General features: G+C 40.4%; 21 protein-coding genes and 1 pseudogene. 7 read left to right on the top strand and 15 right to left on the bottom strand.

Annotation, left to right across the window (positions count from 1 at the left end):
- Positions 1-126: 126 nt before the first annotated feature.
- Together AC504W_RS23470 and moeB are read left to right on the top strand one after the other, a co-directional pair.
- On the top strand, positions 127-603 hold the full coding sequence (locus AC504W_RS23470; RefSeq protein ID WP_494874612.1) for a M67 family metallopeptidase: 477 nt from the start codon (positions 127-129) through the stop codon (positions 601-603).
- A gap of 62 nt (positions 604-665) precedes the next feature.
- Positions 666-1,838 carry a molybdopterin-synthase adenylyltransferase MoeB gene (gene moeB, locus AC504W_RS23475; RefSeq protein ID WP_494874613.1) on the top strand — a complete coding sequence of 391 codons (1,173 nt, stop codon included), beginning with the start codon at positions 666-668 and terminating at the stop codon, positions 1,836-1,838.
- Positions 1,839-2,033: 195 nt separating this feature from the next.
- Here the strand turns inward: moeB and AC504W_RS23480 are convergent, their stop codons facing one another.
- From AC504W_RS23480 to AC504W_RS23510, 7 genes are all read right to left on the bottom strand, one after another.
- Positions 2,034-3,656, bottom strand: a complete 1,623-nt coding sequence (locus AC504W_RS23480) for an ArnT family glycosyltransferase (RefSeq protein ID WP_494874614.1) — start codon at positions 3,654-3,656, stop codon at positions 2,034-2,036.
- A 145-nt stretch (positions 3,657-3,801) separates the two neighbouring features.
- Positions 3,802-4,545, bottom strand: coding sequence for an ABC transporter ATP-binding protein (locus tag AC504W_RS23485; RefSeq protein ID WP_494874615.1), 744 nt, complete (start codon positions 4,543-4,545; stop codon positions 3,802-3,804).
- Positions 4,546-4,686: 141 nt separating this feature from the next.
- Entirely contained in the window at positions 4,687-5,442 is a 756-nt protein-coding gene (locus tag AC504W_RS23490) for a PEP-CTERM sorting domain-containing protein (RefSeq protein ID WP_494874616.1), read from the bottom strand.
- 336 nt (positions 5,443-5,778) lie between these two features.
- A complete protein-coding gene (locus AC504W_RS23495; RefSeq protein ID WP_096580472.1) occupies positions 5,779-6,003 on the bottom strand; it encodes a ferredoxin family protein in 225 nt (74 codons plus the stop codon).
- 39 nt (positions 6,004-6,042) lie between these two features.
- Positions 6,043-7,257 (bottom strand): ATP phosphoribosyltransferase regulatory subunit, encoded by a 1,215-nt coding sequence (locus tag AC504W_RS23500; protein ID WP_096580474.1) that lies wholly within the window; start codon positions 7,255-7,257, stop codon positions 6,043-6,045.
- A complete protein-coding gene (locus AC504W_RS23505) occupies positions 7,257-8,210 on the bottom strand; it encodes a J domain-containing protein (protein WP_494874617.1) in 954 nt (317 codons plus the stop codon). Before AC504W_RS23505 ends, AC504W_RS23500 begins: the two co-directional genes overlap by 1 nt.
- A gap of 385 nt (positions 8,211-8,595) precedes the next feature.
- Positions 8,596-10,704, bottom strand: coding sequence for a hybrid sensor histidine kinase/response regulator (locus AC504W_RS23510; protein WP_494874618.1), 2,109 nt, complete (start codon positions 10,702-10,704; stop codon positions 8,596-8,598).
- 566 nt (positions 10,705-11,270) lie between these two features.
- On the opposite strand from AC504W_RS23510, the gene AC504W_RS23515 reads away from it, so the two are divergent.
- Positions 11,271-12,197: a cobalamin-binding protein gene (locus AC504W_RS23515; protein WP_494874619.1), complete on the top strand. Its 927-nt coding sequence runs from the start codon at positions 11,271-11,273 to the stop codon at positions 12,195-12,197.
- A 26-nt stretch (positions 12,198-12,223) separates the two neighbouring features.
- On the opposite strand, the gene AC504W_RS23520 is transcribed toward AC504W_RS23515, so the two are convergent.
- The gene (locus AC504W_RS23520) at positions 12,224-12,523 is read right to left on the bottom strand and encodes a protealysin inhibitor emfourin (RefSeq protein ID WP_494879442.1); all 300 of its coding nucleotides are present in this window, start codon (positions 12,521-12,523) and stop codon (positions 12,224-12,226) included.
- A gap of 153 nt (positions 12,524-12,676) precedes the next feature.
- The gene (locus tag AC504W_RS23525) at positions 12,677-13,753 is read right to left on the bottom strand and encodes a M4 family metallopeptidase (RefSeq protein WP_494874621.1); all 1,077 of its coding nucleotides are present in this window, start codon (positions 13,751-13,753) and stop codon (positions 12,677-12,679) included.
- Positions 13,754-14,487: 734 nt separating this feature from the next.
- Here AC504W_RS23525 and AC504W_RS23530 point away from each other — a divergent pair.
- Entirely contained in the window at positions 14,488-14,910 is a 423-nt protein-coding gene (locus tag AC504W_RS23530; RefSeq protein ID WP_494874622.1) for a hypothetical protein, read from the top strand.
- A gap of 25 nt (positions 14,911-14,935) precedes the next feature.
- On the opposite strand, the gene AC504W_RS23535 is transcribed toward AC504W_RS23530, so the two are convergent.
- From AC504W_RS23535 to AC504W_RS23545, 3 genes are read right to left on the bottom strand one after another with little or no spacing between them, the layout of a single operon-like run.
- On the bottom strand, positions 14,936-15,796 hold the full coding sequence (locus tag AC504W_RS23535) for a GNAT family N-acetyltransferase (protein WP_494874623.1): 861 nt from the start codon (positions 15,794-15,796) through the stop codon (positions 14,936-14,938).
- 41 nt (positions 15,797-15,837) lie between these two features.
- The gene (locus AC504W_RS23540) at positions 15,838-18,066 is read right to left on the bottom strand and encodes a pentapeptide repeat-containing protein (protein WP_494874624.1); all 2,229 of its coding nucleotides are present in this window, start codon (positions 18,064-18,066) and stop codon (positions 15,838-15,840) included.
- Between the two features lie 7 nt (positions 18,067-18,073).
- Positions 18,074-19,081, bottom strand: coding sequence for a zinc-dependent alcohol dehydrogenase family protein (locus AC504W_RS23545; protein WP_494874625.1), 1,008 nt, complete (start codon positions 19,079-19,081; stop codon positions 18,074-18,076).
- A 118-nt stretch (positions 19,082-19,199) separates the two neighbouring features.
- Between AC504W_RS23545 and AC504W_RS23550 the strand changes: the two are divergent.
- Positions 19,200-20,108 (top strand): annotated as a pseudogene (locus AC504W_RS23550) (DUF4351 domain-containing protein).
- Between the two features lie 162 nt (positions 20,109-20,270).
- Here the strand turns inward: AC504W_RS23550 and AC504W_RS23555 are convergent.
- From AC504W_RS23555 to AC504W_RS23565, 3 genes are all read right to left on the bottom strand, one after another.
- Positions 20,271-20,600, bottom strand: coding sequence for a ribulose bisphosphate carboxylase small subunit (locus tag AC504W_RS23555; RefSeq protein ID WP_096580496.1), 330 nt, complete (start codon positions 20,598-20,600; stop codon positions 20,271-20,273).
- 56 nt (positions 20,601-20,656) lie between these two features.
- Entirely contained in the window at positions 20,657-21,055 is a 399-nt protein-coding gene (gene rcbX, locus AC504W_RS23560; RefSeq protein WP_103123592.1) for a RuBisCO chaperone RbcX, read from the bottom strand.
- A 99-nt stretch (positions 21,056-21,154) separates the two neighbouring features.
- The gene (locus AC504W_RS23565) at positions 21,155-22,585 is read right to left on the bottom strand and encodes a form I ribulose bisphosphate carboxylase large subunit (RefSeq protein ID WP_096580500.1); all 1,431 of its coding nucleotides are present in this window, start codon (positions 22,583-22,585) and stop codon (positions 21,155-21,157) included.
- A gap of 1,009 nt (positions 22,586-23,594) precedes the next feature.
- On the opposite strand from AC504W_RS23565, the gene AC504W_RS23570 reads away from it, so the two are divergent.
- Positions 23,595-24,680 carry a ligand-binding sensor domain-containing protein gene (locus AC504W_RS23570; RefSeq protein ID WP_422730835.1) on the top strand — a complete coding sequence of 362 codons (1,086 nt, stop codon included), beginning with the start codon at positions 23,595-23,597 and terminating at the stop codon, positions 24,678-24,680.
- A gap of 71 nt (positions 24,681-24,751) precedes the next feature.
- A complete protein-coding gene (gene panB, locus AC504W_RS23575) occupies positions 24,752-25,522 on the top strand; it encodes a 3-methyl-2-oxobutanoate hydroxymethyltransferase (protein ID WP_494874626.1) in 771 nt (256 codons plus the stop codon).
- The last annotated feature ends 48 nt before the right edge of the window (positions 25,523-25,570 follow it).

The raw sequence follows: 25,570 nt of genomic DNA on the forward strand, positions 1-25,570 counted from the left end.
ACTAAGACTTATACTCTGTTATGAGTTAGATATTCTCAATCCATCTAATTACGATCGCCTGATTAGCAGTGTAGTAGAATTCAAGCAACTTTTTGTCTCGTTTATTGACCAGCAGAGTCGAAATTTTTGAATACAGCAGTTATTAAACTTTTGCCACAACACATCCAAATGATCCGCAGCCATGCCGAAAGCACCTACCCCGAAGAATGCTGCGGTATCATCCTTGGTTATCTAGAGAATCAAACCAAAACCGTCGTCGAAATTATCCCCACCGCCAACGCCTGGAGTGCTGAGTCAAGCAACTTCGCTCATAACGAAACAGAATACAGCGAAAGACGAAGATATGCGATCGCACCCCAAGTTATGTTACAAGTACAAAAAACAGCACGGGATAAATCGTTAAATATAATTGGCATTTATCATTCCCATCCTGACAATCCAGCAATTCCTTCCGAATGCGATCGCCAGTATGCTTGGCCAGCATACTCGTATATAATAGTTTCCGTCCAAAATGGCAGAGCTGATCAACTCCTCAGTTGGAGTCTTGACGACCAGCATCAGTTTCAAGCAGAGTCAATCAATAGCATAAATTTAGCTACTTAAGTTAAATAACGACATCGTTTTTCGATACCATTAATAATTCGCTCGTCCACAGCAAAATTGCTATGTTAAATCCCAACCTGGAAGAAATCCAGCTGACTAAAGACGACTACGAACGTTACTCCCGCCACCTGATTTTGCCAGAAGTCGGGGTAGACGGACAAAAACGCCTCAAAGCAGCCAGTGTACTGTGTATTGGTACAGGCGGTTTAGGTGCGCCACTGCTGTTATATTTAGCCGCAGCAGGTGTCGGACGCATTGGTATTGTGGATTTTGATGTTGTTGATACTTCTAACCTGCAACGTCAAGTGATTCACAGTACTACTTGGGTAGGTAAACCCAAAATTGAATCAGCCAAAAACCGCATTCACGAAATTAACCCCCATTGTCAGGTTGATTTATACGAAACTCGCTTGAGTTCCGAAAACGCCCTAGATATAATTCGTCCTTACGATATCGTCGTGGATGGAACTGATAACTTCCCCACCAGATATCTTGTCAATGATGCTTGTGTGTTGCTAAACAAGCCCAATGTTTACGGTTCGATTTTCCGGTTTGAAGGCCAAGCAACGGTATTTAACTACGAAGGTGGGCCGAACTACCGCGACTTATATCCAGAACCACCACCACCAGGGATGGTTCCTTCCTGTGCAGAAGGTGGCGTTTTGGGAATTTTACCCGGAATTATTGGTGTCATCCAAGCAACAGAAACTGTGAAAATTATTCTCGGCAATGGCAATACTTTAAGCGGTAGGCTATTGCTGTACAACGCCTTAGAGATGAAATTCCGGGAATTGAAACTGCGTCCTAACCCCATTCGCCCTGTAATTGAGAAGCTGATAGACTACGAACAATTCTGCGGTATCACTCAAGCTAAGGCGGAAGAAGCAAAACAACAGCAAGAAATTGCCGAAATGACTGTGACAGAATTAAAGGCGTTGCTAGATAGCGGTGCTAAAGATTTTGTCCTGTTAGATGTGCGGAACCCTCACGAGTACGACATTGCGAAAATTCCTGGTTCGGTTTTAGTACCACTACCAGATATTGAAAATGGTAATGGTGTAGCTCAAGTGAAAGAAATCCTGAACGGACACCGTTTAATTGCTCATTGTAAGATGGGTGGTCGTTCTGCCAAAGCCCTCAGTATCCTTAAAGATGCAGGGATTACGGGGATAAATGTCAAAGGCGGTATCACCGCTTGGAGTCGAGAAGTTGATCCTTCGGTTCCAGAATATTAATCAACGCGGTTATCAAAATAGGTTACATATCGCGTTCATAATTATCCATATTTCCAGCAGCGGAAACAGGGGGAAGTAACTTATATTACTTCCCTTTTCTCCATTATTAAGTATTGCGCGATCGCATTGAACATCCTCCCACTGCGGTGACCCCCTTTAAATTGTCATTACGAGCGCAGCGAAGTAATCGCATTATTAAACTCCGTAAGAACGGTGATAAGGTTTAAGCAGTGTTTTTGCCTGATAGACATAAACAATATTCACAGCCACGCCACCACGGCGAATTACTATTTGTTCAATCTCTTCTACACTGCGAAAATGATTGCGATAACTAGCCATTAAATCTTCTCGCAAGTTAAACGGTGCAGTAGTAATATATAGTGCATCTTTTCCTATCCATTGTTCAGATCTAGACCAAAAAGCAAAACCACGGTTATCATTACCAATATCAAAACAAGTGATGGGAATTTGCGCTAGAGGTTCCAGAGACATGGCAATTGGCCCACCTAAATAATAGCGATTGGTAAAGATAAAACTAGAATTTTGTAGGGCTGTTTTGAGAATTGGCGATTCACTAAAACTACGTCGCAGTTGTTGAATATCAATTAGTTCTGTAGAAGGATCATTCTGAACAGGTAAGAATCCTCCTAACAAGGCATATTGACTGGGTTTTTGGAAAATTCCTAAAGTCAATTGCAACAGTAAAATTAGGATAATACTAGCAACCATAATTCCCGAACCTAATAGCCATCGCCGCACCCAAAGCCGGGATTTCTGCTCCCAAATGACAGCTTGTTGTCCTAATAATAAAGTGATTCCCCAAAATCCTGGCATTGTCCAAGCTGGTAGAATTTGCCGATATCCGCCAATAAAAGTAAACCCTAAAATTAAGGGGAGAGAAACCCATAAAATTAAGAGTTTTTCTGTCGGGAAATCATCTTTGTAAGTAATTGATTTTTTAGTAAAAATTTGATTGATTTTTCTAAATATTGGTTGCAAACTTATATGCCATAAAGGAAAACCTAGGGTTGGGAACAAATAGGCTATCTGAGCTAAATAAACTAATAATACACTCAGCAAATTGTAGCCAGTTTTTGGTACGGCTCGCGCTGATTGAAAACTAAACGATATCCAATCATGCTGCATATTCCAAAACACAATTGGGGAGATGGTAATGATAAATAATCCTAAACTGAACCATGCCCAAGGCGATCGCAATACAACTCGATGTGGTGGACTACTGAAACAAAACCCAAGTAACCCTAGCCCCAAAATAAACCCATGATATTTGCTATTACAGGCTAACCCGACCAAAATTCCCAAAATAGCTAAACGATAGCTAGGAATATATGAATGAGGCTGACGCAGAAATTCAGTAACTGCACAATACAAACTAGCCGACCAAAAAAACATCAGCGGGCTATCTGGTAGACTCAGGATACCAAAGCCAATTTGAAAAATTGGACAGATGGTAGCAATTGCCAAAGTAAAATAGGCAGCTTTGGCAGAAAATATTTTCTGACTAGTCAAATATAAAAATATCAAACTGCCTGTATGGCAAAGTATAGCTCCTAGACGAATAGTAAATTGTGATACGTCTCCAGTTAACCAAGTACCAAACCCAGTCGTAAAAGCAACTATCGCAGGATGATCAAAATAGCTCCAGTTGAGATGCAAACTGTATAGATAGTAGTAAGCTTCATCAAATGTAGGGTAAAGCCAAAAAGCAATTATGGCTCGAAATAATAATCCTCCGACCAGCAAAACAAGCACTGATTGATTAGCTTTTCTAGTCAACCACTTTTGAGCTATTGGCATTTATTTATATTTTTTTTAGTATGCACACTAAATCATAAACTCAAAGGTCAATGGTCAAAAATCAAGGTTTTTTTGGACTGTTGATCATTGACTATTGACAGCCTAAACGAAAAAAATCTGACACTTGCGTAAGTCCTATTCTTTTTTAATGACCCTTACCTGCACCTAAATACAATTCACCCACTTTCGGGTCTGTTAATAATTCTTGACCAGGTCCAGAAATCGCATCCCGTCCAGACTCCAAAACATAACCACGATGAGCCATTTCTAAGGCTTTCCGCGCATTTTGTTCTACAAGTACGATCGCAGTACCACTCTGGTTAATTTGCTTAATTTGGGCAAATACCTGAGTTACCAAAATAGGCGATAAAGCCGCCGATGGTTCATCTAACAGTAATAAACTGGGTTCTAACATCAATGCTTTGCCCATCGCCAGCATTTGCCGTTCTCCTCCAGAGAGTGTACCAGCCCGTTGACGACGGCGATCGCTCAATTTGGGAAACATGGCAAATATTTTATCTTTGACTGGTTTGAGAGGTGCATTACTCACAAAAGCACCCATTTCTAAATTTTCTTCCACACTCAAAGAAGGGAAGACGTTAGCAATCTGTGGTACATAACACAAGCCTTTCTTAACAATCTGATTTGATTTCAGTCCAGCAATATTCTCACCTTTAAAAGTAATTGTGCCTGTATGCGGTGTTAAAAGCCCAAAAATAGTTTTTGCCAAGGTGGATTTACCCGCACCATTGGGGCCAATTACTGTCACCAATTCTCCTGCGTCTACCCGAAAATTCACACCTTGCAGAATATCCACATCTTTGATGTAACCAGCATGGACATTGTTTACTTCGAGTATTGGGGCAGAGTGATCAACTGAACCTGACATACAATCCTTAAATTAATCGAATTTTATAATGCTATGTCTTCTCTCTCAGAAACGCGAATGAAACTTTTGTCTGTTCCCCATTTCCTCTCTACACAAATAATTTCAGCAATCACATCAGATTGTATATAACTCTAGGGAAAATTATTGAGACTTGTTTTTTTTGCGGTGGCGAACTGCCAAATATATCCCCGCCAAAGATAACACAGCGAGACCACTAGGTTCTGGAACAGGACTGGCTGGCTGTGAAACAATCACTTCTCCGGCTGCAACTTCACCATTGTCGCCGACTTCCCCGATGTAAAGATATAACGGACTATTTGTAAAAACAGGACTTTTGAGTTTAAATTCTACTTGACCATTGTCTCCCAAGCTGAAAAATCCAAAAATTCTCCTGGGGTCAGTAGTAGAATTAGCATCAAAATTTCCCAGCGTAGCCACAGCATTATTGACATTACCGCCTGTAGTGCCAAACAATGGCGGAGTTGTAGGAGGACGCTGGCTTCCTGGAGTCAAGATCGTTCCTGTGGGAGTAAAATCAAAAACGTCTACTAAATCTGAAATAGGGATGTTTTTCGCGGCGGCGGCGCTGTCAACAGCAAGGTAACTAAGTTTGATCCCATCTAAATCAAAGCCACTGACATTACCAGGAGTGCCACCAGTCCCATTACTAATATCTTTAATTACAATGGAAGCAATCTCACCAAAGCTTAAAACCGGAATTTCGGCACGATAAACAGCAGTAGTTGCCGGAGAACCACCAGTTACACCTGTTAGCTTGGTAAAGCCAAGAGCAATCGTTGCTGCTGTAGCACTTTGACTTGAGATCAAGCTAATAGCTAACGTAGCTATACTAGAAGTTAAAAACTTAACACTAGAAAAACTACTTAGTTCTTTCATGAATTTCAATATCTTGTTCTAAAGGAAATGCAAGTATTACTTATTTTCCTGATTTAGCTGAGGTTGCTAACTGAGGTAATCAAGTAGACAGTCTATCAACTTTTACAAAGAAGATATCAAGATTATATAAATTTTTTATAGGGTACTGAGTTGCAGTCTTATGAATGAATACAAAAATAGGCATTGGTGAAGTTAATCCAATGCCTATATGTTGAATAATATGTGTGCAAAGATGTAGTGGTGCGAGGATTTTGAACACCTGTACTCCCATACATCCACACCCTTAAACTCAAGCAATGCCTAATTGATTCTGAATTCTAGCTTCTGAATTCTTCTTCAAGGTGTTTTTTGCAAATCTGGGCGTTCTTCTTGAACGATCGCCCCTGCTACTGGGCATACTTGGAAACATATCCCACAATCGATGCAGGTAGTAAAGTCAATCCAGTACCAATCTGTTCCTTGAACATTTTTGCCAGGCCCTTCATGGATGCAAGCTACAGGACAAGCATCTACGCAGTCGGCAACACCTTGACAAACATCAGTCACAATTGTGTGTGGCATTTGATAGATTCCCTCTCTTGATTGACCGTTGACTCTGAACTATTGGCTAATACTTTCTATTGTGGGGGAGCCATCGGCTTTAATCCAAGCGATTTGGGCAATTCGGCGATCGCTGGCATACTGACGGATAGCTTGTGCATCTCTGCCTCCTAATTCCATTTCTACTATGACTAGATGAGTAGAATCACGGAGTTTTTGGGAATATGCAAAAGCTGCCGCCTCAGCATGTTCGGTTTCTGGTACTACTAACCAGTTGCTGGCAGGGATCTCTTGCGGCAATTGCTGGCTAGATAAAAGAACCTGGTATAAATCTTCAATGTTGAGGACAAAACCAATGCCGGGGATGTTTTCGCCTTGGGGGTGATACAGTCCTAAAAGTTGGTCGTAGCGACCACCCCGCCCTAAAACTCTGGCTGGGTAATCGCTATTGTTGACTATTTCAAAGACAATCCCTGTGTAGTAGTCAATGGTCTGGATTAAACTGAGATCCAAAATTACCGGAAAATTCCTTTCTTTTTCTAGTAAATCTACTAGAGATTTTAGGCTATTTACTGCTGCTTGCTGTTCTGCGTCTAAACCCAGACTACTGACTTTTTGTAATACGTCTTGACTTTTGCCGCGCAGGTCGAGCATGATTCTGGCGCGATCGCGCAAATCTTCACTTAGCGGTAAAGTATCTATAGTTACACGATCCAGGTGAGCGATCGCCTGACGCACTTTGGCTTGTAAATTAGCTGGAAAAGCTTGCAAAAGCGATCGTGTAATTCCCGCCTCGCCTAAAACTATCTGCCAATCCCTCAAACCCAATGCGTCTAAACAATTACCCACCAACAGCAGTACTTCAGCATTAGCCCGCAATCCGCCAACACCTAGAAGTTCCACACCAGCTTGATAAAACTCTTGCTGACGATTGTGCCGATTTTCCCAAATATGTCGGAAGACATTGGCATGATAATAGAGTCGTTGCGGATAAGTAACAGCTTCCATACGCGTAACTACAGCACGAGCAATGGAAGCTGTCAGTTCTGGACGCAATCCTAATTCTTCATTTTCCGAATTTTGCAGTTGAATCACCATCTGGCGTTGAATTGCTTCTCCCGCCATTAAAGTGTCCATCCGTTCCAGCGTTGAGGTAATAATCTTGTGATATCCCCAACGATGGAACACTTGCTGTAACCTATCTTCAATCCAGCGTTTTTGAGCCACATCTAAAGGTAATAAATCCCTCGCTCCCGCTGCTGGTTGATACACCATTATTTTTTATTCCCACCAAACAAACCTCCAAATAAACCTCCACCTCCCGATTTATCTGGTTGTGTATTCCCAGTTTTGGCAGATGGAGTCGCTTTAGAACCACCTGATTGTTGACCCAAAGCTTTATCTATTTTAGGTTTCCATGTGGCCGCTATTTGGTCGGTCGGGTCTAATTTTAAAGCATTGTCAAAATGAATCTTGGCCATTTTTAGCTGATTTTGCTTTAAATAGACCAAGCCAATCAAACTATGACAGCGGCCACTCTTGGGTGCGAGTTTCAGTGCATCCTGCAACTCGACTTTGGCTTGAGCAAATTGGTTTTTCTCAATTAGACCTTGCGCCCGCCGAATATATTGTTCTGCGGCTGAGTCTTCTTTTGGTGGTGCTGGCGGTGGTGGCGGTGCTGCTGCTGTATCTGGAGGAGTGTTGGCGCTCGGTGCAGATTTAGGTGCAGCCGATTGGCTAGAGAAAGCTTTACCCGCACTCCGCATTAAATAGACTAAGTTCAACTCACTAATTTGAGCAATGATAGGTATTACTTGCTGTAAGGAATTGTATTGGGTTTCAGCAATTTTAGCGATCGCAGTTTTATAGGAATGATCAATATTGGGAGCCGCCGCCAGCTGTCTGGCTAAATCGGTGGTAAGTTCTATAGAAGACGAATCTTGTACCAAACGCTTACCCATTTGAGACAAAATTATCATGTATTCTGTGCGGCTGCGATCACCAGATAGCGCTTCATAAGCTGGGTTAACCAACTTAGATAATAATTCACTAGCCAGCTTTTTTTCCCCAGGAGTGGCAGAAGCATTACTATCAGGATGCAAACGACGAGCAATTTGCAGATAACGCTTGCGGATCTCTTTCACATCCGCATCCACTGAAACGCACAAAACTGCATGATGGTCTATAAAGTCATATTTAAACAGTCCACGATCTATTTTTAGCGACATAGGTCGGTGTTACACCACAGGAGTCATAAGATTCCTTCTAGTTTACTTCGCTAGATCAGTGGATCGTCAGTAGCAATTTTTCATTTATTCCATAGTCAAGGGTCAATAGTTCATACTACTATAACTTCGGCGTGAACAATGTACGTTTTGGGAAATGCTACACCCATTACGGAGTACTGCAAATGTCTAAAAGCCAGCTATAGTCATATTTTTCGGTTAAAAAGCTAAATACAGCCTATAAATAAGCTATATTTAGCGATTTACAACTATTTTTCTGAGTATAATTTTACTGTGAAATTTTTGCTCCTCAATTTAAATCTTTTTTCATGTTGCAATATCAAATTGCTTTACATGATTTGTGATTTTTGACTTACACCTTACGTTACTAGCTTAAATATCGCATCAAAATTGATTCAAGCTGAACAATCCGAATTGGCTTTAAAATATAGTCATATTTATCTGCTTTTCCCAGATTCAATTCTGGCAATTCATTTTCATTACCACCCATAAATACCACAGCAATATTTTGCAATTCAGATTCCTGCATCAATATTTGGTATACACTGGAGTCTTGACTTGGCAAAAGTTGCGTATCTAACAAAATTAAGTTTGGCTGAAAATTTGTAATTTTTTCTAATAATTTATCTAAAGTATTTATCCACTCAACTTGATAGCCAATAAGTTGGAGATAATCGTGTAAAAATATGGCTATATTTTCTTCTGCTTCCGCAAGTAGAATACGTTTTTCATTTAATTTGTTTGCAGGTGCATAAAATTTATTGATATTTTCATCTACTATGTTGATATCTGTGGTTAGATCTACTTGATCTGGTAGAAATAACGTAAAACGGCTGCCTTCTCCCAATTTAGATTCGACTGTTACATCTCCACCATGTAATCGGGCTAATTTACGTGTCAAGGCTAAACCTAAGCCTGTACCTTCATACTGGCGATTTAAGCGACTATCTAATTGTGTAAATGGTTCAAAGAGAAATTGAAATTGATTACTATCTATACCAATACCAGTATCTGCAACTGTAAAGGTAATCCCTTCAGGAACTTTATTAATTTCTAAACTTACCTGACCTGCTGGTGTAAATTTAATCGCATTCGTCAGCAGGTTAATTAACATTTGTTTGATCCGACGAATATCCACTTTACAAGTTTCTGCCTGTGGATCAATTTTGCTGATCAAGTTTAAACCTTTTTCTTTAGCTTGATCATGTACTGTCGAAATGGCGTAATTGCATAAATCTACTACCGATACAGTTGATAAATTTAGTTCTTCTTTACCTGCTTCTACTTTTGATAAATCAAGAATATCGTTAATAATTGCTAGTAAATGTTCTCCGCTACTATATATACAATTAATATATTCTTGTTGTTTTTCATTTAAAGAACCAACCATTCCATGTTGCAACAACTGTGATAATCCCATAATTGCATTTAAAGGAGTTCGCAGTTCATGACTCATTGTGGCTAAAAATTCGTTTTTGGCGCGATTACCCGCTTCTGCGGCTGCTTGAGAGGTGCGGAGTTTTAATTCTGTTTGTTTGCGCTCAGTAATATCTTCTATAATTGCCAGAAAAAACTCCGGTGTGCCATTACTCCCAGGAATCATAGAAATTGAGAGGTTAGTCCAAACTAACTGACCATTTTTATGTCGAAAATGTTTTTCGATTTCAAGGCGATCGCGCATTCCTGATATTAGTTGTTTATATACTTCTAAATCTCCTTTTTGGTGGGAAATATAATCGATAAAGTACTTACCATACAGTTCTTCCCGACTGTATCCCAGCATTTGCGATAAGGTGGGATTAATATCTACTATCTCAGCTTTGATATCTGCAAGTCCAATACCAATAGACGAACGCTCAAATATGGCGCGAAACTTGGCTTCACTTTTTTGTAGCGCTGCTTGTACGGTATGGCGATCGTTTGCTTCTATGGCTAAGGCGACAAAATCGGCAATTGAACTGGCAAAGTTTTCTTCATCTACAGTCCACTGGCGGATGTCTCCAAAGTGTTCATGGCATACTACACCTACCACTCGTCCTCCCAGCCAAATTGGTGCATCTAGTAATGATGTAATGCCGAATACTTTTAAATAAGATGCGGCTAATTCTTGGGTTCTATTATCGTTAATAGCATCACTAACTGCTAGACTGCGCTCCACTTCTAAACTTTGGAAATAATTAGGATAATTTGCTTTTAATAATGTCTGACCTGATATATGTATTTTTTTCTTCAAGTCATACAAATTTTTACATTCAATTGAGGTGTGATCAGCAGTGTATAACCATACGCCAACTCGCTCCACAGCCAGTGTTTTTGCTGCTACTTCGGTAATTTCTTGTAAGGTTGCTTTGAGATTACCTTTTTGGAATGTCTTGCTCCTGGCCAATTGCACTAGGGATTGAATCTGTTTACGTTGCTCATTTTCTCTGATTTGCACAATCTCTTGTTTGCTATCATTCACCACTGCTAATTGCATCTATTACACCTGTTAAGTAATTACCACGTCTGGCAGAGCTATCACAGAAATAGAACCATCTTTTATAACTACAACTACCCCACAGGGTTTTTCATATCCGGATAGTATATTTTTTTCATTAAAATCTTTGATGTCAGTGCAATATATACCACTAAAATTACATTATTATTAGTCATCCACCTTTGGCAATCATCTGGTATATAACTACGTGCGGAATGGATGTTTGTTAAAAACTTTATGAGTTTAAGAGATAAACTCTATATAGCTACTATGCTATTAATAAGCTCATACACTTTCAAAATACACCTGATTTCCGGAACTATTTATTAATGCTTACCACCCAATAGCATAGAAGGCACGAAAATAGTATCATTCCTGAAGAAGATATCTCATACAATGGGAGTAATCAGTACGGAAATATATTGATTTATGAAATTTTCTTAAATAGTCAATTTATTCAGTTAATCACGGCAGTAACAATTTGCGGCATTCTCCTACAGAAAGATACTTATTTATTTAAAGTTTGTAAAAATTGAACTGTAAGCAGATGTTCTGGAGATGATGCAATGACTAATAGCAATATCAGAATTGTTTCTTTGATACCAAGTGCAACGGAGATTTTAGCCACGCTGGGGTTAGCTGATGCAATTGTGGGGCGATCGCATGAGTGCGACTATCCCCCAGAAATCAAAAATCTTCCTGTCTGTACACAAGCCCGCTTAAGCACTGATGAGCCTAGCGGCAATATTCACGCTAAAGTCAATGATTTGTTGCAATCGGCACTGAGTATTTATCAAATTAAAACTGAGGTTTTAGAGCAGTTACAACCTACTCACATTCTGACTCAAGATCAGTGTGATGTTTGTGCAGTCAGCTTACCAGAAGTTGAAAAAGCAGTTGCTAATTTTGTCTCAACTTCACCAAAAATTATTTCTTTACAGCCTAATCTGATTGAAGATGTGTGGGCTGATATTGAACAAGTTGCTCATATCTTTAATGTAGATTCAGTAAAAATACTAGAAAATTTAGAAGCTAGAGTTAAAATTACTCAACAAAAAATTCAGGGACTTTCACTTAACGAATTGCCTAAAGTTGCTTGTATTGAGTGGACAGATCCTTTGATGACAGCAGCAAACTGGATTCCCGAATTAGTCAACTTGGCGGGCGGACAGTCACTATTTAGTGTTCCAGGTAAACCTTCGGTACTTTTGGAATGGGACACACTCATCGCCAGCAATCCAGACGTAATAATATTTATGCCTTGTGGCTTTGATTTAATTCGTACTCGCAAAGAAGCTGATTTATTAACTCAACGTTCAGAATGGCAAAAACTTCACGCCAATCAGACAGGCAGAGTTTATATTACGGATGGGAATTCTTACTTCAACCGTCCAGGGCCACGATTAGTAGATTCTTTAGAAATTTTGGCAGAAATGCTGCATCCAGAAATTTTTGACTATGGTTACAAAGGTACCGCTTGGGAAGCTTTGTAAAAATACTAGTCTCTAGCCCCTGGGAATTATTTTTGCTTGGCTGCGTTATTTAGCCATTCAATGAGAGGTCTTAAAGTTCCTGGTAAGGCTGCTTCACTGACGATTACTGTGTGCTGTTTATCGTTGTCTTCTACAGTTAACCTATATTGAAAGCGATCGCTTTGAGGATTAGGCGCGGGAATTTGTGCAGGTAAATGAAATAAATCAGCCGCTTGGACTAATAATGGTAGTTCTTTAGCTTCTTTTGCTGGTAGTGTGTTGGTGTCAAGGGTGGTTTTTTTGGTTATCCCAGCAAAGCCGCCTGTACGTTCAAAGGTAATCCGCATTGTTAAGTCTCCGTTGCATACAAAAACTGGGAGAAAATGACTATCTTCCCCCAGTTTAGCAACAATGAAAAATACAGTAAAAATTCGGAATGATCAATCATGAATTATGAAGCCATTGTTGATTCATGATTCATCATTGCTCATTACTATCCACTAAAGTACTCCTACTTTTTGCCAAGCATTCTGTACAGCTTTTTGTTCTAGGCTGTCAATACCATAAAGTTCGCCTGCAACTTGGATAGTGATGTTAGCTGCGGTTTTAAATTGTGCTTGGTTACGCAAGCGATCGCGCAAAGCAATGTACCAAATTTTCCCGGCTTTTTCCCAAGCATAGCCCCCAATCTCAACTGCTGCTAAATAAAAAGCATAGTTGGGGATACCGGAATTTATATGCACTCCTGCATTATCTTCCCAACCAGTAAACTTATCTCGCATGTGTGCTGGTTGTGGATCTTTGCCCAGTACAGGATCATCATAGGCTGTTCCTGGGGCTTTCATTGAGCGAATCCCAATACCCTTTACACCCGGTGCTAAAAGACCTTCACCAATAATCCAGTCTGCTTGATCGGCTGTTTGATTTTTTAGCCTTTGTTTCACTAATGAACCAAAAACATCAGAAAATGACTCATTTAAAGCCCCTGGTTCGCCATAATATTGCAGACCAGCTTCGTATTGAGTGACTCCATGTGTTAACTCATGCCCAATAATATCAATACATTTAGTGAAGCGTTGAAATAATTCTCCGTCACCATCACCGTAAACCATTTGGTCGCCGTTCCAGAAGGCGTTATCATATTTAACACCATAATGTACGGAAGAATCTAAACGCAAACCCTTATCATCAATGGAGTTGCGTTCAAACACCTCATAATATAAGTCATAAGTAGCACCAGCAGCATCGTAAGCTTCATTCACTGCTTCATCGGTACTTGGAGGATCACCCTCATGCCGTACCACAGTACCAGGAAGTTGTTGTCCATTTTTTGCGTCGTAGATAGTCCGTCGCTTTTCACCAGGAGAAGGAGACAAGAAAATATTCCCGACAACATTTCGTCGCCCCTGGAACTGTGCTGAAACATTTAATGTATGAAATGCCCAAGCACGTTGCTGAGGATTACCATTTACAGCTACGTGTTCCAACATGTGAGGTGGAACAATACAACAGATAGGACATCTAGTATGTAGTAAATGTTGAAATCTAGAACCCGATGATTTTTTCTTACGAGCCATAGAAGATATTCTCCTTAAAAAAACTAAGCGATCGCCAATTTTGACATCAATGCCAATGTGCCAATAAATAGACTCATTAATGCCAATAACATATCCGCTATTTATACTTTTGAGTAGCTTTTCTACTAGTTCTTTTTAGATATGTCTGTTCAGCATATATAGTACGAAGCAAAAAAGCTTAAATTACCGTTGTTTCAGCCCTAGTGTTTGCACCAATAAATCAAAACTCTGCACAGAACTAGCAAGGCTAAATAATAGTTCCTTTTAAGAAAAATTATGCTCTTTTTTAAATGTCTTTTACAGGATATTTCCTAAATATTTTATTAAGCTTTTTTGCCTAAATAGGAATTTTTACAGTTTGTTAAACTGGCAATTATTATATTGCAAATAAAATTTAAATTTCTGATTTCAATCAGGCGCTAAGATATATGTACAAAATAAATGCTCCATTGTCGGTAAATAGAACTAAATGGAGATAGTTTATAACTAATTGTTAAGTAAGAGGAATGGAAAAGTTTATATTAATTTACCTCAGAATTTTACTATTTGTTATTTATCATGACTCCAACAGGACGTACACACAGCCCAAGATTTTACGTCATTACAAGCAAAGCGAAGTAATCGCAAAGGCTGACTTTTCGTCACGAGTGCGTAAGTTCTATCAAACTAAAAACGTTATATGCACTTTGATGCAGAATTGTTATGACAGTTAAAACATCAATCTTGACAAACAAATGTCGCGCATCCCTGATTGGTATTTCACGGCTCTAGCTCTATTTTTTCCTTTACTGACAATATTTGTCTTGCATCTTAATTGGAATCGTCTTGCCAAGCACTATCGTACCTACGAATCACCACCTGCAAACTTTTGGCGGATGCAACATGGTTCTGTGGGTTGGCTTTATTACAAAGGAACTTTGAATGTTGGTGTTAGTCGCCAAGGAATTTATTTAAGTATCTTTCCTTTATTGAGTTTTTGGCTACCGCCGTTGTTGATTCCTTGGAGTGCAATTAGGAAAATTGAGCCTGCTAATAGTTGGTTTGTGCAGCGTTTTCGACTTTACCTAAATGTACCAAAAGTCAAGTTAGTGATTAATCAAGAGATTTTGGAGCCAGTAAAGGATTATTTAGCAACACAAGGTTTTGAGTGGATTTAGAGGACTAGCAGTATTTTTCGAGTTACTAATCGCTAAAAATTACTAAACCAAACTCTTCCCCAGTCGGACGAAAACCGATACCTTGGTATGCTGCTTGGGCTGGGTAGTTTTCTAGATTAGTAAACAATATAGCGCGTTCAACACCATGCGATCGCGCTTCTAATAATGAGCCAGCTACTACACATTTGGCATAACCTTTACCCCTAAGTGGTGGTGGTGTCCAGACTCCACCAATCTGCACAATTTCTGGCAACCAAGCATTGAATGTGGTATAAGCTACAGGGGTATCCTTTAGTACTAACACCCAGTGTCTAGCTCTAGCTTGGCGTGCTTCTAGTTCACGGCGGCAATTTAAGATTAAATCAGGAGTTTTAGTGTGTGCTAATGCTTCTGCATTGAATTCAGCACACCACTGGCTGAGTAAATCAAACTCTTCAGGATAAGGTAATCGACATTCCACTTCTTCTAATAAAGCTGGAGGTACTTGTAAGTTTTGCAATGCTAAAGAAAACAATCTCTCGCTTTCATCAAGCTGAGTTGGTCGCTTCATAAGTCCCAATACTTGCTTAGTAGCCTCAACTTGTGCTGTTGGGCCTGCAATTCCCGAAATCGGGCGATGAGACTGCGCTACCGCTGCTTGCACCACTTCCGCCAGATGCACTGGTGCTTGGATGACAAGCATATTATTCCAATAATGGGCGGCCACTGCAACTATAGTTGCATCAGCGATCGCAGCTACGTATGTTCCTTGAAACCTTCCACCTTGGTCGAGTAGTCCAGCTTCGCGCCAATTTGATCGCAGAAACATGGAAGTGTCAGCGTGTTGCAATAGAAAATTTTCTAGCCATGCTTCATCACCAGATTGCAAGGTTTTTAAGGTATACACAAAAAACTCCGTTGCTTGAATTAGACATTCACTGATGAGCATTATTTCAGATAAATCAACAAATTCAATCCGGGAATTGTGCGCGAAAGTGTCCACAAAATTAGGGTAATATACAGTACACCTAAACTCCACTGATACCAAGCAAGGGTAGCAATAATTCCTGGTAAATGTTGGTCGCGCAGACGAATATCATTAAACCCTAATCGCACTAAATTGTTGAGACTAAAGTCATAATAATTCAGCCAATTCCAGCGGCGATCGCTTAATAATGGCATATATCTTTCTCGAAATGTGGAGTTTCTCGGTATCACTGGTAAACGTCCAATCAATAATCTTAATTGTCGAAAAGTTCCATCCTCAGTGAAGTAAGAAACATCCATTAAATCGTGATAGCGTCCCTGTTGATATAATCGTACTATTAAAGTTATTGGTACAGGGATAATAATGAGCAATAAACATCCCAAGGTTAACCAAGGCTGTTCGGCATTGCGAAAGATAGCTAACAAACTAAAAAATTCTAAACAGCTAAAACCTATTAATATAGAGACAGTTTCGTAATATGTGGGAATAATTACTACAGGACGGAGACGACGGTAACGATCTACTAGCCAAAATAGTAACCCAAAATAAGCGATCGCCACACCACCTACACCAAAAACTAACCAAAAATTTGTGCCATAACCACTTAATAACAGTAATAGAGTTAAAGCGAACAAACTCCAAGCTTGTAATATCCATCCGCCTAAAGCTAGAGGTTCAGTAAAACTCAGGCGATTATTGAGTTTATTATATGTTTCTAAATCAATATCTGCTAAAGTTAATAACTCATTACTATAACGAAACATTCTGATCGCCCGACGCTTAATGATTGCGTCTGCTTGTGTTGCTGAAAAACCCAAGTTAATCAAACGATTTATAGATGCACTATTAATGTTTGTTCTCAGTAAACTTTGACTTAATTCAATTAATCTGAGCCGCTGTTTGGTATACTCCAGTTGATTAGCATCGGCAATTTGCTGTTGCTGACGAAAATTTTGTCCTAAATTTCGCAGAATATTTTGATTACCTTGTAAACTAGTTACACAAAACATTTTGCCAATTTGACCAAGATTACCTAAGATTTTGGCTTGGTTAGAGTTAAAACTTAATCCAGATACATTTAAAAAAGCATTTTTAGCAAAACTCGCATCACTAAAGTCTGCTAAATTCAAGATACTCGCACCGTGCAGATTTATAGGCTGATTAAATTGGACTTCCCGAAAACTCACAGCTTGTTCAAAAGTGGCTTCTGTCAACAATAAAAACTGATTAAAATTTGCCTTGGTAAATTGAACTTGATTAGCAAAGCGTACATCAGAAAAATTAGTATTACTTTGCCATTGTACTTTGTTAAATTTAGCTAACTGCTTAAACAACGCTTGGTTAAAGTTAGCGGTTTGAGCAAAGAAACTACTATGAAAATCAGCAATTTCTTGAAATTGAACTTGTTTAAAATTAGCTTTATCAAAAAAAATACTCCCTTGAAAATTACTAGCTTGCCGAAAAGTAGCATTCATAAAGCTAACCAGACGACTAAATCTAGCTTCACTCCAATTTGTTGGCTGTAAGAAAGTCGCATTTTGGGCATCTACAGATTGAAGAAAGAATGTATTGAGGAAATGTACTTGCCCATTAAAGCGCGTATTTACCAGAGTTAAAGTACCACGGAAAACATTAATTTCAGCAGAGGAATTTGCATCAGTTGCCAAAAGTGAGCGACAATCTTTAGAGTTAGGTAAAGCGATCGCTAGTGATTGTAAACAAACTAGACGTAAACTTTCTAATTGTGCTTGTTCTGTAGCGGTGAAAATCGGTGCGATCGCCTGAGCATATAAAGGTGTGCGTAAACCCAAATCACTACCGACAAAATCCCCCTGAATCACAGAATAGCTGAGATCTAAACCCAAAGGTTTCGCACCAGCTTTTTGTAATTCTTTCCGCAATAACTGATAAAAAGCATCCCGAAAACTACCATTTTCTGGACGCAAATCAATCACCATCTCTCGCAAATCCACAGTTAAATTACCTTCGCGGAGTATGGGTTTGCTTAATCTTTCTTGTAATAGTTCCAGAGTTAGGGGTGTACGTTCTAATTGTGTCTGTGCAGCTACAGCAGACAAAGGTAATAAAAAACTCAAAAATAAAACGCAGAGGAACACAAGTATCAGATTCTCCGCGAACCTCCGCGCTTCCCTCAGCGTACCTTGGCGTGGAAAATATAATTTACTCAAATGTCAATCATTCATCACTAATCAGCAGGACAATTTTACCTGCGATCGCACCAGTTTCAATTAATTCATGGGCTTTTGCTGCATCTTTTAACGAAAACTGATGATTAACTTGGATTTTCAACTTACCTTCTTCCATCCAACTCCCGCACTGTTCCAAAATTTCCGCATGATGTTGCAGACTTTCATCCATTCCTAATAGCATCGGTGTTAGCATTAACTCCAAGCCAATACGGAGATTCCGATTCCTTGCAATTTTCCACACAGTATTCGCATCAGGTTCCAGAATCGTCACAATATCGCCATATACCCGCACGGCTGGAAAGCTGTTTTGAAAAGTTTCACCGCCAACAGTATCAAAAGCTAAATCTACTCCTTCTCCATTAGTCCAATCTAAGATTGCTTGGACAAAATCTGTTTGTTTGTAAAAAATTGGATAATCTGCGCCAAGTTGTTGGACAAATTTCGCTTTTTCCTGAGAACTCACCGTAGTGGCGACAGTAGCATTTTTGAGTTTAGCTAATTGAATTGCAACATGGCCGACACCACCAGCACCAGCATGAATTAACACCTTTTCTCCTGGTTCTAATCTTCCCCGTTCGTATAAAGCTTCCCAAGCAGTAATTAATACTAATGGTGCTGCGGCTGCTTCCGCAAAAGACACAGAGGCGGGTTTACGCGCTACAAATCGCTCATCCACAATAGTATATTCGGCATAATTACCTTGGTGTCCACCCAAGCCACCATAGCAAAAATACACTGCATCCCCCGGACGAAACTTTTGTACACCAGCACCCACAGCTTCAACAATACCTGCACCATCACAGCCTAAAATTGCCGGCATTTTATCAGGGTAAAAGGTACCACGTTTGCGAAGTTTAGTATCAATCGGGTTAATCCCAGCCGCCACCAAGCGGACTAAAAGTTGCGTATTATCTAAAGGAATACTTGGGGTTAGTACTTCTTGTAATTGCAATACTTCGGGACTACCAGCTGCTGTCATTAAGACTGCTTTCACAACGCTTTCCTCCTAGCTGACACTAGATGCTTGTTCTTTTGCAACTTTACCAGTATTGCTATGTGTGTGCGATCGCTTTGATAAAATAACCACAATTATCTTTGCCCAAGCCAATTTAATGATGAGATTTATCCATGATCAATTCTCTAAAGACTATTTAGAAGAATTGCTAAAGCCTTATGGACAAGTCCAAACACCCAGTCGAGTCGCCGCCGAAGTGCGAGAAATAGACGTATTATTTACACCAATTCCCACACAAACAGCTAATTTAGTCACGTTGTGAATATTAGGAAAAATGGTGACAACACCAGCCATCTTTGAACCCTTCCGTAACCCTGCATCAATAGAAGAAATCCACGATTGTCTATCAAAATTATTAGAAGTCAGAAGGGACATACAGCGAGAAGCCAATCGCAGCAAAACTAAAATACCAGAAGCAGAAATTCCTCAACTATGGATACTAACGCCCACTGACTCAAAAAGTATAATTTCTGGATTTGGTAGACAACTAAACTTAGATTGGGGGAAAGGAGTCTACTTTTTACCAAAACATTTCCGCACAGCGATCGTGGTAATTCATCAGTTACCATGTATTCCCGAAACACTATGGCTGAGAATACTAGGACGTGGTAGAGTGCAGCAGCAAGCGATTGACGAATTAGTCGCACTCCCAACAACTCACTCATTCAAAAGAGTGACGCTAGAATTGCTTTATAGCCTGCAACAAAACTTGCGAATCAACCAGAATATAGAAACAGATGATCGGGAGTTAGTAATGAGATTAGCACCACTGTATCAACAAGACAGAGAACGCGCTAGATAGGAAGGATTACAACAAGGAGAACAACAACTAATTCTGCGGCTGTTAAATCGACGTTTTGGAGAAATCGAGATATCTTTAATCGATAAAATTCAAAGATTGTCTATTGAACAATTGGAACCTCTAGGAGAAGCGTTGTTGGATTTTGCCACAGTGGCGGATTTAGAAGTTTGGTTAACTCAACTAGAAGAAACAGAAAATCAGTAAATCTTTAATGTGAGTTATTTCGATTAAGTTGATAGGCGATCGCACTAAAATAATAAACAAAATTTTATGACGCAAAAAAAGAGAGGTAAATAGTTTTACCTCTCCTCTTTTAAATATTTAAACCACAGGTATGAGGAATTTCACCCTTTACCCGTAACTTTTTCAATATCTGTTGGGTTTGTGAACAATAAAGCTGAGAACTTGACATTGCTTGATGTTGTCAAAACCTACAACACGGATGTAGTGTGTGGGATATTGAGAACGGCAGGATTGAACCTCAGCCAATACTTCACGGGAGGTTTTAGCGCCGAATAAAGGCAACTTCCACATTGTCCAGTAAAATTCTGTGGGTTCTGAGACTTCGTTAAACTCAACACCTGGAATGTAGCCTTGGCTCAAAATGTATTGAACTTGCTTTTCGATTTGAACGTCGGTGAGGGGAGGTAAGTAAGAAAGGGTTTCGTAACGACGCTCTTTTGGTAAGGTTTGCATAGCTGGTGATAATGGGTTGCTGTTTGGAAATAATTACTTGTACTAGCCTAGCTGGATTAGTGATCCCAGTCAGGTTCGGAAATTGTCTGCTGTTCTGATTCAGGACTGGGGTCTGATAAACTCAACTGCGTCATACGTTCTAGATGCTGGCGGCGTTGTTCCATATTGCCTTGCTGAATCCCGCTACGAACCATTTCTGGCAAGAAATCGGCTACCTCTTCAGCTATATGTTCTCTAACCGTCATAATCCGCAAGGCTAAATCTGGTTTTTCTCGGAAAAGTTGTTTAATATAAGCTTCTCCGTCCTGAACTTTGCCGGCAGAAAAGGTTTGCAGCCATAGTGCTAACGGTGGATTCGTTTCGCCTAGCTGCGCCAACACAGTCATTAGCGCCTGATAAGTCAGGTAGCTTTGGAGAGTTTTGGCTGTATCTTTAGCTATTTGCTTGAGATTCATGCTTGACCCAGCCCAAATTTAAGTTAAAAGTAAAAAGTAATAAGTAAAAAGATTTTCTTTTACCTTTTACCTTTTAACTTTTTACCTTTTACTTGATGATCAGACGGTATCCATAGCCTCAAACTCGAATTTGATTTCTTTCCACAGTTCGCAAGCAACAGCCAATTCAGGAGACCACTTAGCAGCTTCGCGGATAATGTCATTACCTTCACGAGCCAAGTTGCGACCTTCGTTACGTGCTTGGACGCAAGCTTCTAAAGCTACACGGTTAGCGGTTGCACCAGGAGCGTTACCCCAAGGGTGTCCGAGTGTACCACCACCGAATTGGAGTACGGAGTCATCACCGAAGATTTCTACTAGTGCGGGCATGTGCCAAATGTGGATACCACCAGAAGCAACTGCCATTACGCCAGGTAGAGAAGCCCAGTCTTGGGTAAAGTAGATACCGCGAGACTTGTCTTGCTCAACGTAGTTTTCACGCAATAGGTCAACGAAGCCCATTGTGATTCCACGTTCACCTTCCAACTTACCTACTACAGTTCCGGTGTGGATGTGGTCACCACCAGATAAACGTAGGGCTTTAGCCAATACACGGAAGTGGATACCGTGGTTCTTTTGACGGTCGATTACTGCGTGCATCGCGCGGTGGATGTGTAGCAGAACGCCGTTGTCACGACACCAGCGAGCCAAGGTGGTGTTAGCGGTGAAACCTGCGGTCAGGTAGTCGTGCATGATGATGGGCTGATTGAGTTCTTTAGCATACTCAGCCCGCTTCAGCATTTCTTCACAAGTAGGGGCGGTGACGTTTAGGTAGTGACCTTTGATTTCACCGGTTTCAGCTTGAGCTTTGCTGATAGCGTCAGACACGAACAAGAAGCGATCGCGCCATCTTTGGAATGGTGCGGAGTTGATGTTTTCGTCGTCTTTGGTGAAGTCCAAACCACCGCGCAAACATTCGTATACAGCACGTCCGTAGTTCTTAGCAGACAGACCTAATTTTGGTTTGATTGTACAACCCAACAGAGGACGACCGTATTTATTTAATTTGTCACGCTCAACTTGGATACCGTGAGGAGGCCCTTGGAAGGTCTTAATGTAAGCAACAGGAAAGCGAAGGTCTTCCAAACGCAATGCCCGCAGAGCTTTAAAACCAAATACGTTACCTACAATTGAGGTTAAAACGTTGGTGATAGAGCCTTCTTCAAAGAGATCCAGAGGATAGGCAATGTAAGCGATAAATTGGTTGTCTTCGCCAGGAACTGGTTCGATATCGTAGCAACGACCTTTGTAGCGATCTAGGTCGGTTAACAAGTCTGTCCATACGGTTGTCCATGTACCAGTGGAAGACTCAGCCGCTACAGCCGCAGCTGCTTCCTCAAAGGGAACTCCGGGCTGGGGTGTAACACGGAACGCCGCCAGAAGATCTGTATCTTTAGGTGTGTAATCAGGTGTGTAATAAGTTAGTCGGTAATCTTGAACCCCGGCTTTATACCCAGATTTTGCCTGAGTCTTCGTTTGAGCGTAAGACATATCTATCCTTCCAAGATGTCACTCTTTTTACTTATCAAATCACGTTTTGTACAACTTCCTCTCACCATTTTTCTTACCCGCATCAACAGAGGAGAAGATTAGGCACATTTTTTTAGAGGTCGTCTTCGCTAAAGGGCAGCAGTTTTGCTTTTATTAACACTTGACTTTTAACCAGTGTTATGTATAGCCAGGAGTTCATGTCCTAACGTTTGCGCCCTTGTTTGATGAAAAAATTTCTTTTATTTATTCCTCTTGACTCGCTAAACTTTCTCAGCCTCACTAAAAACTCTCTACTTTGCAGAAAGTATGAGATTATTCTCTTTGATATCCGGTTATTCCAGGAAATGAGCTTTCTAGCTAACATTTCCGCATCCGCACTCCTGCTGTGTTCTCAATTTATAGAAAACAGACCAGGAAAGAATTTTGCTGGATGTTGATTTAGTCGAGTAGTGAGCGAAAGACAATATTGCACACAACGTAATTTGTAACTTGTCTCACAATATATCAATAAATTGCATAAGTTATTCTTTGAAAATTTTTAACTTATATATTTAAATTTGTTATTACATAAAGATTTAAACATTTTGTTAAAACTAATTTACAAATGTTTCTTCTAACTGTATGGAAATGTGAACACTAGTACAACAAGGCAAAAGTAAAAGGTCAAAAGGAAAAAGAAAGAATAGTGACACCACAAGCCTTTTTGCAATTCCAGATGGTCGGTTTATTTACGCCGACCTGTACTAGGATGGGGCGCATGTTACAAAAGTCATCTTGAACTGTATAGAAATGTGAACACTAGGATGGAGAGTAGAGGAAAAGTACAAAAGACTATTGACCATTGACTCTTACTCAGTAATTTCTGGGAAAAATTCTTGAAGACGATTTAAACAATATCAACAAAGGGAACACTGAGTTTAACCGCCAGCCAGTTTAGGCAATGGCTAAACTTACTGTCTTTTGAGGAAATTTCACCGTGGTATTGTTTCGCAAGCGGACTAGTTTTTTGATGACTGCGATTTTGCTGGGGTTAATCACTTTGCCAAACATTGGCGTTGTACTGATGACAAAACCAGCCAAGGCGCAAACAAATGGGACTCTATCACCGAAAACTCCAGATATTCAGCCATCGGAGTTAGTTCCTTATTACCCAGCTTCTGCACCACCGCCACAAGTCAAACCTTTACCTGATGAACGGATTATAGAAGAAAGGTCGATAGAAACAGATTACCGTGTAAGTAACTTGCTGAAAGATTTTAAAGGCAATCTGTGGGTGGGTTCTTGGCGGGGACTATCACGGATTGATCCCAAGACAGGTAAGATATTGGCGCGTGTAAATTTGCCGAATATTGCTATTGGTGCTTTAGCTCAAGATAAAGTAGGGCGTTTGTGGGTGGGAACTTATGAAGGACTGATGCGAGTTGACCCCAGAACTAATGAGATTACAGCGCAAAATTTGTTTTTACCTTCCAAGCGTGTGTTATCGATGTTAATTGACAAGCGGGGCTACTTGTGGGTGGGAACTGATAGCGGTTTAGCCTTGATTAGTCCCGACCAAGGCTTAATTATGACCACAGTAAAAAATTTGCCTGGAGTTAGCGCCAACACTTTGACTTTAGATGCGGAAGGTCAATTGTGGGTGGGAACTTTAGATGGGTTGGTAAGGATAAATACTACCAATGCTTATATTATGAAGCGGATTGACGGTTTGCCTGGCACGACTGTGCAAACTTTAGCTATTAGTCCCGAAGGTTTAATTTGGGCAGGAATGGCGAATAATTTACTAGTGATTGATCCAAAAACAGATAAAGTACTACGGTCTGTAACTCCATTGCGGGGAAGGAATGTCACAGCAGTAAACTTTGCTCAAGATGGTAGCGTTTGGGTAGGGACGAACAATGGTTTGTTACGATTAAATCCACATACAGGCGCTCTTTTAGATCAAGTTGCGGGACTTCCTTCTAGTCGAGTTCTTGCCCTTGTACCTGATATCGGTAATAAATTATGGATAGGCACTAGTGAAGGTTTAGCTTGGTTAATGCCTAAAATGAACGGTGCAAAACCTCATCTTGCTTTTAGTCGCGCAGTTAAGTAATAGGTACTATGAGTTATGAGTTAAAAATTCTTTTACTCATAACTCAGCACTTAGCACTCAGCACTTAAAAAATGCCAGTTACTACCCAGCAATTAATTCAATGGAAACAACAGGGACGAGCGATCGCAGCTTTAACAGCTTGGGATTATGCGATCGCCCAACTTATCGACGCGGCTGGTGTAGACTTAATCTTAGTTGGGGACTCGATGGCGGTAGTTTTAGGGTATGAAACTACACTCCCCATCACCCTAGAGGAAATGCTATTTCATGCTAAAGCTGTGCGTCGTGGTGTAAAACGCGCTTTAGTTGTGGTTGATTTACCATTTTTGACTTATCAAGAAAGCGTCGCCCAAGCCATGCACTCAGCTGGCAGAATATTGAAGGAAACTGGAGCGCAAGCCGTTAAATTAGAAGGTGGCTACCCAGCGATGGTTGAGACAATTGCACGTTTAGTCCAAGCGGGAATTCCCGTGATGGGTCATGTGGGTTTGACACCGCAATCAGTTCATCAACTAGGTTTGCGCCAACAAGGCAAAACCGAAGCACAGGCAGAAAGAATTTTAAATGAAGCGATCGCCTTGGAACAAGCGGGTGTATTTGCCATTGTCTTAGAGCATATCCCCGCAGATTTGGCAAGAAATATCACCGAAAAACTCAGCATTCCCACAATTGGGATTGGTGCGGGGGCTGACTGTGATGGCCAAGTATTAGTTACTTCCGATATTCTTGGTCTTTCCGCCAAGCAACCACCATTTGCCAAAACTTACACCAACCTGCGGGAGATCATCACTCAAGCTGTACAGGATTACGCTGTAGAGGTGCGGGAAGGGAAATTTCCGTAGTTAAACCAGTGAACAGAAATCATGAGTGTATAGTGAAGGACTTAAACC

The sequence above is a fragment of the Nostoc sp. C96 genome (genome assembly GCF_059384975.1).